Origin of the sequence: Pseudomonas parakoreensis, assembly GCF_021602155.1 — a bacterium.
Lineage (GTDB): Bacteria > Pseudomonadota > Gammaproteobacteria > Pseudomonadales > Pseudomonadaceae > Aquipseudomonas > Aquipseudomonas parakoreensis.
In genome coordinates, this window is the sequence record NZ_BQHY01000003.1 from 122,375 (window position 1) to 139,012 (window position 16,638).

15 protein-coding genes are annotated in these 16,638 nt (G+C 60.8%); 7 read left to right on the top strand and 8 right to left on the bottom strand.

Features of this window, described 5'->3' with window-relative positions:
• Window positions 1–77 precede the first annotated feature (77 nt).
• From hflK (L6D63_RS05330) to cfaB, 5 genes are all read left to right on the top strand, one after another.
• A complete protein-coding gene (hflK, locus tag L6D63_RS05330; RefSeq protein ID WP_236170293.1) occupies window positions 78–2,039 on the top strand; it encodes a protease modulator HflK in 1,962 nt (653 codons plus the stop codon).
• The gene (hflC, locus tag L6D63_RS05335; protein ID WP_131670777.1) at window positions 2,036–3,082 is read left to right on the top strand and encodes a protease modulator HflC; all 1,047 of its coding nucleotides are present in this window, start codon (window positions 2,036–2,038) and stop codon (window positions 3,080–3,082) included. Before hflK (L6D63_RS05330) ends, hflC begins: the two co-directional genes overlap by 4 nt.
• On the top strand, window positions 3,079–4,140 hold the full coding sequence (hflK, locus tag L6D63_RS05340) for a protease modulator HflK (protein WP_131670776.1): 1,062 nt from the start codon (window positions 3,079–3,081) through the stop codon (window positions 4,138–4,140). The genes hflC and hflK (L6D63_RS05340) overlap by 4 nt, the downstream gene beginning before the upstream one ends.
• Window positions 4,137–6,044: a cation-translocating P-type ATPase gene (locus tag L6D63_RS05345; RefSeq protein ID WP_131670775.1), complete on the top strand. Its 1,908-nt coding sequence runs from the start codon at window positions 4,137–4,139 to the stop codon at window positions 6,042–6,044. Before hflK (L6D63_RS05340) ends, L6D63_RS05345 begins: the two co-directional genes overlap by 4 nt.
• Window positions 6,045–6,255: 211 nt before the next feature.
• Complete coding sequence (gene cfaB / locus L6D63_RS05350) at window positions 6,256–7,443, top strand: C17 cyclopropane fatty acid synthase CfaB (protein ID WP_131670774.1); 1,188 nt, start codon at window positions 6,256–6,258, stop codon at window positions 7,441–7,443.
• 42 nt (window positions 7,444–7,485) lie between these two features.
• Here cfaB and cls read toward each other — a convergent pair whose 3' ends face one another.
• The gene (cls, locus tag L6D63_RS05355) at window positions 7,486–8,925 is read right to left on the bottom strand and encodes a cardiolipin synthase (protein WP_095667958.1); all 1,440 of its coding nucleotides are present in this window, start codon (window positions 8,923–8,925) and stop codon (window positions 7,486–7,488) included.
• Between the two features lie 131 nt (window positions 8,926–9,056).
• Here cls and L6D63_RS05360 point away from each other — a divergent pair, with 131 nt between their 5' ends.
• Window positions 9,057–9,575, top strand: a complete 519-nt coding sequence (locus L6D63_RS05360; RefSeq protein WP_027610324.1) for a DUF3617 domain-containing protein — start codon at window positions 9,057–9,059, stop codon at window positions 9,573–9,575.
• Window positions 9,576–9,669: 94 nt separating this feature from the next.
• On the opposite strand, the gene L6D63_RS05365 is transcribed toward L6D63_RS05360, so the two are convergent.
• From L6D63_RS05365 to folE2, 6 genes are read right to left on the bottom strand one after another with little or no spacing between them, the layout of a single operon-like run.
• Window positions 9,670–11,001: a dihydroorotase gene (locus L6D63_RS05365; RefSeq protein ID WP_047297350.1), complete on the bottom strand. Its 1,332-nt coding sequence runs from the start codon at window positions 10,999–11,001 to the stop codon at window positions 9,670–9,672.
• Window positions 11,002–11,004: 3 nt separating this feature from the next.
• On the bottom strand, window positions 11,005–11,565 hold the full coding sequence (locus L6D63_RS05370) for a gamma carbonic anhydrase family protein (RefSeq protein ID WP_047297349.1): 561 nt from the start codon (window positions 11,563–11,565) through the stop codon (window positions 11,005–11,007).
• Window positions 11,562–12,437 (bottom strand): metal ABC transporter substrate-binding protein, encoded by an 876-nt coding sequence (locus L6D63_RS05375; protein ID WP_047297348.1) that lies wholly within the window; start codon window positions 12,435–12,437, stop codon window positions 11,562–11,564. The genes L6D63_RS05370 and L6D63_RS05375 overlap by 4 nt, the downstream gene beginning before the upstream one ends.
• Window positions 12,438–12,448: 11 nt before the next feature.
• A complete protein-coding gene (locus L6D63_RS05380) occupies window positions 12,449–13,315 on the bottom strand; it encodes a metal ABC transporter permease (protein ID WP_131670773.1) in 867 nt (288 codons plus the stop codon).
• On the bottom strand, window positions 13,315–13,983 hold the full coding sequence (locus L6D63_RS05385; RefSeq protein ID WP_047297346.1) for a metal ABC transporter ATP-binding protein: 669 nt from the start codon (window positions 13,981–13,983) through the stop codon (window positions 13,315–13,317). The genes L6D63_RS05380 and L6D63_RS05385 overlap by 1 nt, the downstream gene beginning before the upstream one ends.
• On the bottom strand, window positions 13,980–14,876 hold the full coding sequence (gene folE2 / locus L6D63_RS05390) for a GTP cyclohydrolase FolE2 (protein ID WP_047297345.1): 897 nt from the start codon (window positions 14,874–14,876) through the stop codon (window positions 13,980–13,982). The genes L6D63_RS05385 and folE2 overlap by 4 nt, the downstream gene beginning before the upstream one ends.
• Before the next feature lie 84 nt (window positions 14,877–14,960).
• Here folE2 and L6D63_RS05395 point away from each other — a divergent pair, with 84 nt between their 5' ends.
• Window positions 14,961–16,163, top strand: coding sequence for an N-acetylmuramoyl-L-alanine amidase (locus L6D63_RS05395; protein WP_047297344.1), 1,203 nt, complete (start codon window positions 14,961–14,963; stop codon window positions 16,161–16,163).
• On the opposite strand, the gene L6D63_RS05400 is transcribed toward L6D63_RS05395, so the two are convergent.
• The gene (locus tag L6D63_RS05400; RefSeq protein WP_131670815.1) at window positions 16,160–16,537 is read right to left on the bottom strand and encodes a glutamine synthetase; all 378 of its coding nucleotides are present in this window, start codon (window positions 16,535–16,537) and stop codon (window positions 16,160–16,162) included. The two genes, L6D63_RS05395 and L6D63_RS05400, sit on opposite strands and share 4 nt — an antisense overlap.
• Window positions 16,538–16,638 lie beyond the last annotated feature (101 nt).

A 16,638-nucleotide genomic window follows, 5' to 3' on the forward strand; every position in this document is an offset into this window, starting at 1 on the left:
GTATTTGTGTACGAATATTTCACGCTTTTCGTTATATCGTAACGATAAGACTGGTGAATCAATGGCTTTGGGGTGATATGCAAGTCGATCTGGATGTCGATGGCACGCAAGTGACCGGGTTGCCGCGCTTTCAACAAGCGGCTGCGCAGGGGCGACGATTGCGCCGCCTAGCCTTCGGCCTCGGCGGATTGGCTGGGGCAGGGTGGGTGCTGGCGTTGTTTGTCGAGCTGTTTGCCGCGCAATCGATATGGCCGGCCTTGCTGGTGAATCTGGGCGCGGCGTTGCTGGTGCTGGTCGCCGGACTGCAGTCTGCGTGGTGGGTGACTCAATGGCGCGCGCGGGTCATGCACCCAGTGGCGCAGCAACCGCTGAACGAGGTCGAGCAAACCGCTCCTGACGGCTGGTACGAACGGGTGCTGGAGCGATTGAGTCAGCGCGGTCTGCACCTGCTCGGTCAGATTGGCGCGGCCACGTTGTGGCTGGTCGGCTGGTCGGTGCTGGTGATTCTCGGCATCGAACAAGTCTGGAACCTTGCGTTGCCGCCAGCTGCGGTTGGGCTGTCGGCTACGGTGGGCGCCGCGCTGATGTTGCTGTTGGGGTTCGGCCTGCTGGTGCTGGAGCGGCAACTGGCTCAGGAGAATCCGGCGCAATGGCCGGAAGCCGGTTCGCTCGCACAACTGTCGCGCGTCGCGATCATCAGTCTGGTACTGGGTGCGTTGTGCCTGCTGTTCGCCAGTGAAACTTCCATGTGGCCGGTGCGGCTGGCGGTTCTCATCGGGATCCTGCCGGGATTGGTCGCGATCGAGTTGCTATTGCGCGCAGTTCTGTCGGTGTTCAGCCCTCGACGCGAACAGCTGGAACCGACCCTGCTGGCGCGCAGTTTTGTTGCCGATATGCTGCGTTGGCCACCACAGCCGTTACTCGCTTTGCAGCACGAATTGCACAACCGTTTCGGCATCGATTTGCGCCAGATCTGGGCGTTCAGCTACATGCGCCGCGCTTTTCTGCCGGTGCTGGCGCTGGTCGCCGCCGTCGGTTGGCTGCTGACCGGGATCCACGAAATCCCGCTGCAAGGGCGCGGTATCTACGAGCGCTTCGGCAAACCGGTGCAAGTGTTTGGCCCTGGCTTGCACGCCGGTCTGCCGTGGCCTTTGGGCCGTGTATTGAGCGTCGAGAACGGCGTGGTGCACGAGTTGGCAACCAGCGTCGGCGATGCTCCGGCGCCAACCCTGGCTGAGCCTGCCGAAGGCCCGGCGCCGATGACCGCCAACCGCTTGTGGGATGCCAGTCACGTCAACGACAAATCTCAAGTGATCGCCAGCAGCCGTGGCGATCAGCAGAGCTTCCAGATCGTCAACATGGACGTGCGCTTCGTTTATCGCATTGGTCTGCGTGATCAGGATGCTTTGGCCGCAACTTACAGCAATGCCGATGTGCCGACGCTGATTCGCAGCACCGCGAGCCGGATTCTGGTGCACAATTTTGCCTCGCGTACTCTCGACGGTCTGCTCGGTGCTGACCGGGTAGGGCTGGGCGATGAAATCGGTCGCGCGGTGCAAGGCGATCTGCAGAACCTCAACAGCGGCGTGGAAATTCTCGCCACCGTGGTCGAAGCCATTCACCCGCCAGCCGGCGCCGCCAATGCTTATCACGGCGTGCAAGCGGCACAGATCGGCGCGCAGGCGTTGATCTCTCGTGAGCGCGGTGCGGCGGCCGAAGCCAATAATCAGGCGCAGTTGCAGGCCAGCCTCGCCCGTGATCAAGCCAGTGCCAGCGCCCGTGAAATCAATGCGGCGGCGCAGGCCGCGGACCTTAAGTTCAGCGCTGAACAGAAAGCCTACGCCAGTGCCGGTCAGGCGTTCGTGCTTGAGCAATATCTGAGTCAGCTCAGCCTGGGGCTGAGCAAGGCCAAACTGTTGGTACTCGACCACCGTTTAGGCGGCAGCAGCAATGCGCCGACCATCGACCTGCGTACGTTCACGCTGCCGGCTGATCCGACGCCTGCGCGTACCACCGCTCAACCAGGAGTTGCCCCTTGAGCCAGTCGCACACTCACGATTCCCATGACCACAGCGGCCACGATCACGGCCACACCGGGCATCACCATCATCATGGGCATCATCACCATCACCACGGTGCGCCGGAAGACGCGGGACCGTTCCCTTGGCGGCGGATGGGCTGGGCACTGTTGCTGGTGGGGTTTGCCATCGCGGCGGCGAGCCTGGTGCAAGTGCGCTCGGGGGAGGCCACGGTCATCACCCGTTTCGGTAATCCCTCGCGGGTGCTGCTTGAGCCGGGTTTGAGCTGGCGCTGGCCGGCGCCGTTCGAAGCGGCGATCCCGGTAGACCTGCGCTTGCGTACCACTTCCAGCGGTTTACAGGACGTCGGTACCCGCGACGGTTTGCGCATCATCGTTCAGGCCTACGTGGCGTGGCAGGTGCAGGGCGATCCGGACAACGTACAGCGTTTCATGCGCGCGGTGCAGAACCAGCCGGACGAAGCGGCGCGGCAGATTCGCACGTTTGTCGGTTCGGCGCTGGAAACCACCGCCAGCAGTTTCGACCTGGCGGATCTGGTGAATACCGATGCCGGCAAAGTGCGTATTGCCGAGTTCGAAGCGCAACTGCGTCAGCAGATCGACCAGCAGTTGCTGGCCACTTACGGTGTGCGTGTGGTGCAGGTGGGCATCGAACGCCTGACCTTGCCTTCGGTCACGCTCACCGCCACGGTCGATCGGATGCGCGCCGAGCGTGAAACAATTGCCACCGAACGCACCGCCATCGGCAAGCGAGAAGCGGCGCAAATTCGATCTGCCGCCGAGCGCGATGCGCGAATTGTCCAGGCCGATGCCACGGTGAAAGCGGCAGAAATCGAAGCGCAATCCCGAGTCGAAGCGGCGCAAATTTATGGCCGTGCCTACGCTGGATCGCCGCAGTTGTACAACCTGCTGCGTTCGCTGGACACCCTGGGCACTATCGTCACGCCGGACACCAAGCTGATCCTGCGTACCGACGCCGCACCATTCCGCGTGCTGGTGGACGGCCCGCCGAATGTCGAAAATAAATCCGGATCGCAGCCATGAGTGATGAAGTTCCACGTGGAACACATTCGCTGAGCAGTCCGTGGATTCAGGCCGGACGTTTGGCGTTTTTCGCCTTGTATGCTGTGACGGTATTGGCTGCGTTGGCTTGGGCATTTTCCAATGTGCGGCAGATCGATCCGCAAAATCGGGCCGTGGTACTGCATTTTGGCGCGCTGCAGCGTATTCAGAATGCCGGGCTGTTGCTGGCCTGGCCGCAGCCGTTCGAGCAGGTGGTTTTACTACCGGCAGCGGATCGGGTGATTGAGCGCCGAGTGGAAAACCTGCTGCGCAGCAGCGAGGCGATCAAGGCTGATCGTGTAGCGACTTTCGCCACACCGCTGAGCGATGCCCTGGCCGGTTCCGGTTACTTGCTGACGGGGGACGCCGGCGTGGTGCAACTGGATGTGCGGGTGTTTTACAAAGTGACCGACCCTTACGACTTCGTCCTGCAGGGTGATCATGTGCTGCCGGCGCTGGATCGGCTGGTCACCCGCAGCGCTGTGGCTTTGACCGCCGCGCGGGATCTGGACACGATTCTGGTCGCCCGTCCGGAGTTGATCGGTGCTGATAACCAGGCCGCCGAAAGACGTGAGCGTCTGCGCGGTGATCTGGTGCAAGGCATCAACAAGCGCTTGGCTGAGTTGAAGGCAAGCGGGCAGGGCATCGGCATTGAAGTGGCGCGGGTCGACGTGCAGTCGAGTCTGCCGGATCCTGCGGTCAGCGCTTTTAATGCGGTTCTGACCGCCAGCCAGCAAGCCGACAAAGCCGTCGCCAATGCACGCACCGAAGCAGAAAAACTCACCCAGACCGCCAATGAACAAGCCGACCGCACCCTGCAAGTGGCCCACGCGCAGGCCAGCGAACGGCTGGCAAAAGCCGCTGCCGACACCGCCACGGTGCTGAGCCTGGCCAAAGCGCAACAACAGGGTACCGACCCGCAGATGCTCCTGCGGCTGTACCGTGAACGCATGCCGAAGATTCTCGGTCAGGCCGGTTCCGTGACCACGGTCGATCCGAAAGACGATTCCCGCCTGATCATTCAGGGAGCCAGCAAATGACTGCGACCACTGCCGCACCGAGCCTGTTGTCCTCGGCCGAACAGCGCCGCGCCGCACGGCAATTGACCCTGGCGATGCTCGCCCTTGGCTTGCTCGGCCTCGGTCTGCTCTGGCGCTGGCTATTACCGGAGCAAACCGGTGTCAGTCAGTTGCTGCTGGGTTTCGCTTCTCTATTGGTGGCGGTGCCGGTGATGCGCTCGGCGTGGTACAGCCTGCGTTATCCGAGCCTGCACGGCATCACCGATCAACTGATTGCCCTGGCGATGCTTGGTGCCTGGGCGACCGGGGATCTGCTGACCGCCGCGTTGCTGCCGATCATCATGATCTTCGGCCACGTGCTGGAAGAGCGCAGCGTGATCGGCTCGCAGGAAGCGATTCACGCCCTCGGCCAGTTGACCCGCAGCCACGCGCGCAAGATTCAGACCGATGGCTCGATCATCGAGGTCGATAACGGCACGCTTAAACCTGGCGACACGGTAGAGGTGCGAGCCGGAGATCGGGTGCCAGCGGATGGCCGAGTGTTGTCCGGCCAGGCCAGCCTCGACACGGCGTCGATTACCGGTGAGTCGGTTCCGGTGGAAACGGCGGTAGGCATGACTGTGTTTGGCGGCGCGATCAACCTCGACGGCTTGCTGCGCATCGAGGTGACCCGTACCGGCGATCAATCGACGCTGGGTAAGGTCATCGCGCTGATGCAGAACGCCGAGCGCTCGAAGCCGCCCATTACGCGCCTGCTTGAGCGCTATGCCGGTAGCTACATGGTGCTGGTGTTGTTGCTGGCAGCGGTGACCTGGTTTGTCACCCATGACGCGCAAGCGATGCTCGCAGTGTTGGTGGCGGCATGTCCCTGCGCTTTGGTGCTGTCGGCACCGGCCACAGCGATCGCCGGTGTGGCGGTGGCGGCGCGCCACGGCATTCTGATTCGCAGTTCGGCGTTCCTTGAGGAGTTGGCAGATCTCACGTCGCTGGTTGTCGACAAGACCGGCACCCTGACTTACGGCACCTTGCGTTTGCAATCGATCAGCAGCCCACGGCTGGATCAGGCCTCGGTGATGGCACTGGCCGCCAGCCTCGGCGCGGCCAGCAGCCACCCGGTCAGTCGGGCGTTGGCGGGGTTGGTCGGTCAGGAGCAGAGCCTGCCGCTGACTGATATTCACGAGCGTCAGGGACTTGGGGTGGTCGCCATGACCGCGCAAGGCGAGGCGGCGTTGGGCCGGCCCGAACTGTTCGCGCAACTGGGCATCGTCACCACCACCGTTCCCGAACACGACGGGCCGATTGCCGGATTGGCACTGAATGGCGAATTTGTCGCCTGGCTGTTGCTGGCCGACAGCATCAAACCGGAAGCCCGCTTTGCCCTCAGCGAATTGCGCGAGCTCGGTCTGGGTCGCCAGTTGCTGCTGACCGGCGACCGCCAAAGTGTTGCTCAGACCCTGGCCCGCGAGGTCGGCCTGCAAGAGCTGGAAGCGCAGGCGCTGCCCGAGGACAAACTCAACCGCGTACTGAAGGAAATCGACAACGGTTTTCGGCCGATGGTGGTGGGCGACGGCATCAATGATTCGCTGGCACTGAAGGCTGGAGTGGTCGGTGTCGCAATGGGCGCCGGCGGTGCTGACATTGCGCTGGCCTCGGCGGACATCGTGCTGATAGGCAGTGATCTACGTCGCCTCGGCACCTGTGTGCGACTCAGTCGCCAGTGCCGCCGAACCTTGCAGGTTAACGTGATCATCGGTCTGGGCTGGACCTTGGCGATTGTCATCTTTGCTGCATTTGGCTGGCTCGGCGCGGCCGGGGCGATGATCGCCGCGCTGCTGCACAACCTCAGTACATTGCTGGTGTTGGGCAATGCCGGACGGCTGCTGCGATTTCAGGAGCCATTGCTCAAGCTCAAGGATGGTCCTTGAAATGAGTTGCAGCGAACTGTGCGCCGAATAGGCAGTCATCTATGTAGAAGACGCACACTTCATTGCCGGTTTCCGGGTCGAAAACACGGGTTGCATTCCGGCCTGCTGGAGCGTCTGAAACGATAGTCTCGGCTAATTAAATCGATAGCCTGCTATTTTTCAAGGATGGTCTACCCTCAGATCTGACGTCTGAAACAAGGGGGGATTTTCCATGCTCGCGCAACTTCCACCGGCCTTACAGAATCTGCAGCTTCCTCTTCGCTTGCGACTCTGGGACGGCCATGAGTTCAATCTGGGACCGACGCCCAGCGTCACCATCGTGGTCAAGGACCCGACGATGGTCACCCAGTTCACCCATCCAAGCCTCGACGCGCTGGGGGCGGCGTTTGTTGAAGGCAAGCTTGAACTGGAGGGCTCGATCAGCGAGGTCATCCGGGTCTGCGACGAATTGAGCGCCGCCTTGCTCGACGAAGATGAAGGCGCTCAGCCAGTGCGTGCAGTGCATGACAAGGAAACCGACGCCAAAGCCATTTCCTATCACTATGACCTGTCCAACGCGTTCTATCAGCTGTGGCTGGACAGCGACATGGCGTATTCCTGCGCGTATTTTGAAACGGGCAGCGAAACCTTGGAGCAGGCGCAGCAAGCCAAATTCCGTCATCTGTGTCGCAAGCTGCGTTTGCAGCCGGGCGATTACCTGCTGGATGTCGGTTGCGGCTGGGGTGGTCTGGCGCGTTACGCCGCGCGTGAATTCGGCGCCAAAGTGTTCGGCATCACCCTGAGCAAGGAACAGCTGGAACTGGCCCGTGAGCGCGTCAAGGCCGAAGGCCTGGAAGACCAGGTCGAACTGCAACTGCTCGACTACCGCGACCTGCCGCAGGACGGGCGATTCGACAAGGTGGTCAGCGTCGGTATGTTCGAACACGTCGGCCACGCCAACCTCGCCGAATACTGCAAAGTCCTGTTTGGCGCGGTGAAGGAGGGCGGTCTGGTGATGAACCATGGCATCACCGCCAAGCACACCGACGGCCGGCCGGTGGGGCGCGGTGCCGGCGACTTCATCGAGAAATACGTGTTCCCCAACGGCGAGTTGCCACACCTGGCGATGATCTCCGCCGAGATCAGCGAAGCCGGGCTGGAAATCGTCGATGTCGAAAGCCTGCGCCTGCATTACGCGCGCACGCTGGATCACTGGAGCGAGCGGCTGGAGGATAACCTCGAGGCCGCCGGGAAACTGGTGCCGGATCAGGCGCTGCGCATCTGGCGCCTGTATCTGGCCGGGTGTGCCTACGCGTTTGCCCGGGGCTGGATCAATCTGCATCAGATTCTGGCAGTCAAGGCTCATCCGGACGGCAGCCATGAACTGCCCTGGACCCGTGACGACATCTACAACCCTTGATGCCTGAACCATGCCCTCTCCCTTGGAGAGGGTGATGGGCTTCTAGAGAATCGGTGAAATAAGCCGGGCGATCCGCATGCCGAGCTGTTGCAGGCGGTGGATCTCCCGGCTTTCCTCTTTGGCAACCTCGTAAGCCTGCTCGAAATCATCGTTGAGCATACGTTCCACATGGGCGGCGAATTCGCTGTCGACGGTCAGTAGCATCACTTCGAAATTCAGCCGGAACGAACGGTTGTCCAGATTGGCGCTGCCGATGGCGCTGATTTCGCTGTCGATCAACACCACTTTCTGATGCAGGAACCCCGGTTCGTAGCGGAACACCCGCACGCCGGCGCGCACCGCTTCGAATGCGTACAGGCTGGACGCGGCGTAGACGATGCGGTGATCGGGGCGCGATGGCAGCAGCAGGCGCACGTCGACGCCGCGCAGCACCGCCAGGCGCAACGCGGCGAACACGGCTTCATCGGGAATGAAGTACGGGCTGGTGATCCACACCCGCTCGGTTGCGGCGTGGATCGCTTCGACGAAGAACAGCGAACAGGTTTCGTAGGCGTCGGCCGGTCCGCTGGCCAGCAACTGACAGAGCACGCCGTCGTCCGGGTAAACATCCGGCAGGATCAGCGGCGGCAATGTGCGCGCAGCCCAGAACCAATCCTCGGCAAATGACTCCTGCATGCAGGCCACTACCGGCCCGCGCACTTGCACATGGGTATCGCGCCATGGCGCCAACGGCGGCTTCTCGCCCATGTATTCATCGCCAACGTTGTGCCCGCCAACAAAGCCGAGCACGCCATCGACCACGACGATTTTTCGGTGGTTGCGGAAATTCACCTGGAAGCGATTGAGCCAGCCGCTACGTGTGGCGAAGGCTTTGACCTCGACACCGCCATCGCGCAACGCCTGTACATAACTGTGGGGCAGGGCGTGGCTGCCGATGCGGTCGTAGAGCAGATAAATCGCCACGCCTTCGGCAGCTTTCTTCAGCAACAGATCGCGCAGGCGCTGTCCGAGGCGGTCGTCATGGATGATGAAGAACTGGATCAGTACGGCTTCGCGCGCTTGATCGATGGCCTGGAAAATCGCCTCGAAGGTCGCGTGGCCATTCACCAGCAGTTGCACTTCGTTATTCGCCAGGCATGGCATCCGCCCCAGTTTGGGCATGGCCCGTAGCGAGGCATAGGCATTTGAGGCGCGGGCGGTGAGGGCTTCTTCGACCCACGGTCGCCAGTTCAACTCGGAGATCGCCTGGCGCATCTGTTCGTTGGCCTGGCGCCGTGCCTTGATATAGCCGTCGAAGGTGCTGCGGCCGAAAACCAGATAAGGGATGAGTGTCAGGTAGGGAATGAAAATCAGCGACAATGCCCAGGCGATCGAGCCTTGGGCGGTGCGAACGGTCAGCACCGCGTGGATCGCGGCGATCAAGCCGAGGCTATGTATGAGGGCGATCAGATAGCCGAAAATGTGCGGTCCAAAATAATCCATGGGGCAGCCTTGCTCCTGAAGACTCAATGCGTAACAGACCATGTTCCGAGGCGAATGTCGCTATTTAATTGGTGCATGAACCGAAGCAATCGGCTGACGTCTAACGGCCACTACTGATCAGGAGTTTTTCGATGAACGTTCGTCTGCTGGGTTTGGCGCTGGGCCTGGGTTTGGCAATGCCGGTGGTTGCGCAGGCGCAAATGCTGCAGCCGGGGCTGTGGGAAATGACCTCGAGCAACGTCAAGGTCGATGACCAGCCCATGGATGTGCAATCGATCCTCGGCCAGTTGCAAGGCCAGATGACCCCGCAACAGCGGGCGGCGCTGGAGAAGAACGGGATCAACATCGGCGGCAAGGGCATTCGTGCCTGCCTGACGCCGCAGCAGGTCGCGACCAACGATATTCCGCTGGCCGATCCGCAGTCGGGCTGCAAGCAGCAGATCACCGAGCGCACCGGCAACCAGTGGAAATTCCGCTTCAGCTGCCCGAAAGCGCAAGGCACGGGTGTCGCGACGTTCCTCAGTGATCGTGAGTTCACCACCGTGGCCAACGGCACATTCAATGCGATCGGAATCAACCAGAAGGGCAGTCTGGAAACCCGTGCGGTGTGGTTGGGTCAGGATTGCGGCACTGTGAAGCCAAGAGCTTAAAAGCTTCGCGAGCAAGCTCGCTCCCACAGGGCCAGCGCGATTCCTGATGGGAGCGAGCCTGCTCGCGAAGACGTTCTGTCAGACACCTGATCATTCAACGCATAAACCGCAGCGGCAGCCCCTGACAGCTTTCGTTGATGCGCTGCTCCCGCCAGGCAATCTGCCCCGACACCAACGTCGTATCCACCCGATAGCGGAAAGTCTTGTCAGCAAACGGCGACCATCCGCACTGCGACAGAATCGGTTGCCGCGACACCTCCATGGCCGCGGGCTCAACCAGCACCAGATCCGCCCAATACCCCTCGCGCAAATAACCCCGATCCGGAATCGCAAACAGATCCGCCACCCGATGGCTGGTCTTCGCCACCAACGTGGTGATCGGCAGCACGCCATCGGCCACCAGCTCCAGCAGTGCCGGCAGGGCGTGTTGCACCAGCGGCAAACCGGACGGTGCTTCGGTGTAAGGACGCTGTTTTTCCGCCCAGGTGTGCGGTGCATGATCGCTGCCGATCACATCCAGCCGGTTACTCAGCAGCGCCGCGCGCAAGGCATCGCGGTCGGCCTGATTCTTGATCGCCGGGTTGCATTTGATCAGGTTGCCGAGTGCTGGATAGTCGCGGTCATCGAACAGCAGGTGGTGCAGGCAGACTTCAGCGCTGATGTGCTTTTGAGTGAGAGGCTTGTCTTCGAACAGCTCCAGCTCGCGAGCGGTGGTCAGGTGCAAAACGTGCAGGCGGGTGCCGTGACGTCGGGCCAGTTCCACCGCCAGCGAAGAGGATCGGTAGCAAGCTTCGGCATCGCGGATCAGTGCGTGGATATTCGCCGGCAGGTGGTCGCCGAGGCGTTCGCGCAGACGTGCTGCATTGGCCTCGATGCTTGGTGTGTGTTCGCAATGCGCCAGCAGTATCGTCGGCACCTCGGCGAACAGACGTTCGAGGGTCTGCGGATCATCCACCAGCATATTGCCAGTGGAGGCGCCCATGAACACTTTGACCCCGGCCACTTCGCAGGGGTTGAGCGCGGCCACGGTGTCGAGGTTGTCCTGACTGACACCGAAGTGAAATCCGTAGTTGGCCACGGAGTTGATCGCCGCCCGACGCTTTTTATCCGCCAGCGCTTCCAGGGTGAGCGTGGCCGGTTGGGTGTTGGGCATGTCCATGAAACTGGTGATGCCACCCGCCACCGCTGCGCGTGACTCGGTGTGGATGCAGCCTTTGGCCGGCGCTCCCGGTTCGCGAAAATGCACTTGGTCATCGATCATGCCCGGCAACAGCCATTGGCCATTGGCGTCGATCTCCACACGGGCATTTTCACCGTCGATGCGGCCTGCGATCTTGACGATGCGACCATGGCTGACCAACAGATCGCCGTCGAACTCGCGTCCTTCATTGACCAGTCTGGCGTTGCGAATCAGCACGCTGCTCATGGTTCAGAACTCGTTCTGCAAGGCTTTGTAACCGCGCACCAGATCGACATTGGTGCGCGCCACGTCTTCGGAAAACTCCGAGGCGCTGACACTCACCGGCGGGAACTGCGAGAGGTCGGTGTTGGGGCCGATGCGGGTGGTGGAGGGCACGTAGAACGCGTCCGGTAAATCGCGGCCATCGACCACCGAGTTGTGCCGCACCACACAGCCGTCACCGACCACGCAATTGAACAGCACGCTGTTGAAGCCGATGAACACCCGGTCGCCGACCACGCACGGGCCATGCACGATCGAGCGGTGAGCGATCGAGGTGAATTCGCCGATGGTCACGGCAGCGCCGGATTTGGAATGGATCACCACGCCGTCCTGGATGTTCGAATTGGCGCCGATGGTGATCGGCTCCATCGTGCCCGAAGCGTCGACTTCGTCGGCGCGGATCACTGCGTAGGGGCCGACGAAAACGTTCTCGCCAATGATCACCTTGCCGCAGATGATCGCGGTTTTGTCGACGTAGGCCGACTCGGCAATTTGCGGCAAATCGCCTGAGGGGTTTTTGCGGATCATGGTTGGCTCAGCGCGTCGTAAAGGGTGTTGAGGTTGTATTCGAACAGTCCGGTAAAGGTGCTGGCCGGGCCACTGGCGGCGAGGGCATCGGAGTACAACGTGCCGCCGATATGCGCGCCACTTTCCTCAGCGATCTGCTTGAGCAGGCGCGCGTCTTTGATGTTTTCCATGAACACCGCTTTGACCTTGGCCTGACGGATCTGCGTGATCAGTGCAGCGACTTCGGCGGCCGATGGCTCGCGCTCGGTGGACAGACCTTGCGGCGCCATGAAGTCGATGCCGTAGGCCTGCCCGAGATAACCGAAGGCGTCGTGGCTGGTGACGATCTTGCGATTGCCCGGTGGCAGCGAGCCGAGCTTGGTCTTGGCTTCGGCGAGCAGGGCGTAGATCTGTTTCAGGTAGGTCTGGCTGTTGCGTTGATAATCGGCCTTGTTCGTCGGATCGGCAGCGATCAGCGCCTTGGTGATATTGGCGATGTACAGCTCAGTGTTAGCCAGGTTGTGCCAGGCGTGCGGGTCGGGAATGGTTTCACCGTCTTCATCGAGCGAGCGCGGAATCACGCCGTGGCTGGCACTGATGAGCGGGGCCTGGGTGCCGGTGCTGGTCACCAGTCGATCGAGCCATGGTTCGAAACCGAGGCCGTTCTTGATGATCAGCTTGGCGTTGAGCAGCGCTTTGGCGTCGTCCGGTGTTGGCTCATAGGTGTGCGCGTCGGCGTCCGGGCCGACCATGTTGGTGATCTGGATATGCTCGCCGCCGACCTGATGCACCATGTCGGCGAGGATGCTGAAGCTGGTGACCACCGGCAATTTTTCCGCCGCCGATAACGACATCGACAGCAGCAAGCTGAACAACACGAGTAGAACGCGCATCGGGAAACACCTCATTGGGATGTGAGCAAAGGCGGGCGGCGCAGCAGACCGTGAACCGGTCCGAACACCACGGACAGCAAGTAGACGGACCCCGCGACCAGCACGATGGCCGGCCCGCTGGGCAGCGAGTAGTCGAACGACAGCAACAATCCAAGCCACACCGACAGGCAGCCAATGAGTGCGGAGATGGCAATCAGGCTTGGCAGACGACGACTCCAGAACCGTGAGGCAGCGGCAGGCAGCATCATCAGACCCACCACCATTAATGCACCGATGGCCTGGAAGCCGATCACCAGATTGAACACCACCAGGGTCAGGAACACGCCGTGGGCGAGAGGGCCGAGGCGGCTGACGGTTTGCAGGAATAGAGGATCGAGGGTGTCGAGCAGCAGCGGTTTGTAGATGACTGCCATGGCGATCAGACTGAGGGCCGAGACCCATAACATGCCGTTGAGGGTCGGGCCGTCGACGGCGAGCGCCGAGCCGAACAACAAGTGCAGCAAGTCGAGGCGTTTGCCGGCGATGCCGAGAATCAGCACGCCGCTGGCGAGTGAGATCGGGTAGATCGCGGCGAGGCTGGCATCTTCGCGCAAACCGGTGCGACGGGTAATCCACGCAGCCAGCCCGGCCATGCTCAGGCCCGCACCCAGACCGCCGAACGTTAGCGCGGGCAGACTCAGACCGGCGAACCAGAAGCCCAATGCGGCGCCGGGAAGAATGCCGTGAGCGACGGCGTCGCCGATCAGGCTCATGCGCCGCAGTATAAGAAAAACGCCGAGCGGTGCTGTGCTGCAGGCCAATACCAGTCCGCCGAGCAGCGCTCGGCGCATGAACAGGAACTCGCTGAACGGTTGCCAAAGGTGAGCGACGGTGAGCATCAAGCCACCTGCGTGCCAGGTGTTTGCTGGATCAGCTCGACGCTGTCGCCAAACACGCATTCGTGGTTTTTGATCAGCAGTGTCTGCGGGATGTGTTGGCGGACGGCGGCCAGGTCGTGGCAGACCACCAACAAGGTTCGACCTTCGGCGTGCCAGGCGTGGATGTGTTGCCAAAGCAATTGCTGACCCAGTTCGTCGAGCGCAGCGTGGGGTTCGTCGAGAAGGAGTAGTGGCGCGTCAGCCAGACTCAAACGGGCGAGCAATGCGCGTTGCAGTTCGCCACCGGAGAGCGCCATCAGCGGGCGCTTCTCGAGTCCGCTCAAGTGCCAATTATCGAGTGCATGAGTGAGGCGCTGTGCACGCAGTTGGGTCGACAATCGACGGCCCCAGAACCCTGCAGCCACCAGTTCTTCCAGGCTGATGGGAAACTGTCGATCGAGGTGTTGCTGTTGCGGCAGGAACGACAATCCTCCTTGGCGTGGAACGCCTAGCGCAACTTTTCCGGTCAAGGGTTTCTGCAACCCGGCGATGACTTTCAGCAGGCTGCTTTTACCGCAGCCGTTGGCGCCGACGATAGCGCTCAGACTGCCACTTTCCAGCGTGACCGTCAGTGGTGAAGTCAGCGGTTGGCTTGGCGCGCCCCAGCTCAAGGAATGGCAGCGGATCATGCGTGTTCTCGATGCCAGTGGCTTTCGGCGACGGCGTCGTGGGCGTGCAGACTTTCAGCGTGAATCACTCGCAGGTGGAATCCGCTGACACCGGGGCAGCGCCGCAGGGCCAGATTGAGTCGTCGCGCGGCGTCTTCGCAGAACATCAGGTTCTGCCCGTTGGCCAGCGCGAAGGCTTGTTCGTCGGCGCGTTTCACGGCGGTTTGCACGGCGGTGCCCAGTGCGGCTTCAGCGTCATTGATGATCACGCTGAGGGGCAGCTCATCGATAAACTCGTCCAGATGCATGTGCAATTGCGCGGTGCTGCGTTGGCTGTGCGGAGTGGCAACGATGCCGTGGCTGGAACCAAGCCAAGCCAGAACTTCAGCGTGCTGCAGTGGCTTGTTGGCAAAATCATCGATGAACTGCTGCTGGATCAGTTGCCTCGCTAATGCGGCTGAGCACGGGCAGGTCGAGGAGTAGGGCACATCGATCTTGAGTTCCACGTGGAACACGTTGTTTTTGAGGCTGGCAGAAATGCTCACTGGATAGCTTTTCCACCCCGCCAGTGGGCTGACCAACGCGGGTCGTTTCAGCAGCACTTCGCTGTGGATATTCAGGTAGGCATTGCTGGATAAGCCTTCGTGGCTGGCCAGAAAATCGTCCAGTACCTGATGCAAAACCCGTGGAGAAAGGTTCTGCTGCTCAAGCGTTGCCAAGGCCAGATACAAACGCGACATGTGAATCCCACGCGCCTCACCATCGTCAAGACTGACGCCTGCATCTGCCTTAGCGCTCAGACGCTGGCCATCCAATAAAACCGGCAAGGCAATGCCGCGCATTCCCACCCACTCAAGCGGTAATGCTTGTCGAGAGGCTTGAGTGGCGATATCCGGAAGTGTCAGCGAATTCATGTTCGGAACCATCGTGTTGACTGAATTGGATGTTACATTATAACAATTCAAATCACGATGCTTTTTTCATGAACGGGTTTTCATATGCACAGACGCCACTTGCTCAGTTTGTTTTTGGCCAGCGCAGCCTTGGCTCTGCCCTTCAGTGTCTCGGCCACCCAAGTGCGAAATGCGCGGCTCTGGCGTTCGGGTGAAAAGCTGCGACTGGTCTTCGATTTAAGCGGCCCGGTGCGCTACAAAACGTTCACGTTGAGCGCGCCAGAGCGCTTGATCATTGACCTGTCCGGGGCGAGTCTGAGTGGTGATTTCAGTCAATTGCCGTTAGCAGATACGGCCATTCGCTCGATCCGCGCCGGGCATTTTGGTCAAGGCGATACCCGGATCGTTCTCGATCTGAACACTCCCGTTGTATTGAACAGCTTTGTTTTGGCACCGCAGGATGGTCAAGGACACCGTTTGGTGCTCGACCTGATGAACGCCGATAAAGTGCTGAGCAGCGCAGTGGTTCCACGTGAAACATCCACGAATAACCATCACCTTAAACGCGACATCATTGTCGTGGTTGATCCCGGACACGGTGGTAAAGACCCTGGCGCCGTCGGCGCGAAGGGTGAGCGGGAAAAGGACGTGGTGCTGTCCATCGCACAATTGCTCGCCAAACGTCTTAAAAAGGAGAAGGGCTTCGACGTGAAATTGGTGCGCAATGACGATTTTTTCGTGCCCCTTCGCAAGCGTGTAGACATTGCCCGTCAGCACAAGGCCGACATGTTTATCTCCGTGCACGCCGATGCAGCGCCGCGACTGACGGCGTCGGGAGCTTCGGTGTATTGCCTGTCAGAAGGGGGTGCGACGTCAGCGACTGCACGCTTCATGGCACAGCGCGAGAACGGCGCAGATCTGCTTGGCGCGACCAGTCTGCTCAATCTCAAGGACAAGGATCCGATGCTCGCCGGCGTGATCCTCGACATGTCGATGAACGCCACCATCGCCGCCAGTCTGCAACTCGGCAGCAGCATATTGGGCAGTCTGCAGGGCATCACCACATTGCATCAAAAGCGCGTGGAACAGGCGGGATTTGCGGTGCTGAAGTCGCCGGATGTGCCGTCGATCCTGGTAGAAACCGGGTTTATTTCCAACGCGCGTGACAGCCAGCGCCTAGTGACAACTCGACATCAACAGGCTATCGCTAATGGGTTGTTTGAAGGATTGCAGCGCTATTTCCAGCAGAACCCGCCAACCGACAGCTACATCGCCTGGCAGCAGGCGCAGCAAAAGGTGCAGGTTTAGCAGCCGGTGATCCGGCTGCAGGTGAACTTCGCGCTGCTGCCGTCTGAGCTGGAGAAGCGATTGATCGTCGTCCAGCCCACGCGACGGGTGTAGCCGACCCAGGCTTCGCCGTCAGAGGCGATGCCGGTGAAGAACGTCAGTTGGCCGAACCGACTGTTGGTCTGCGCCCAGTAGCGTTTGCAGTCCTTTTCAAAGCCGCGCAGGTAAATCGTGCGGCCCACCGTATTCACGCTGTAGGCGTTGCCTTGCGCATCGACACATGCCAGCAGGTTAGCGCTGTGTGTGCACTTGGCGAGCATCGGCGCTTGTCCCCATACGTTGGCACCCGACAGCAATGCCAGACTCATTAGCGAGCATTTCAGGACATTTTTCATCATGGTTCCCGACGGGCAGATGGCATGCAGCTTCATGCTCTTTATCGGTTTGGGCAAGAGCAGGTCTGGCTAATTCATATTGTTATACTATAACATCAATT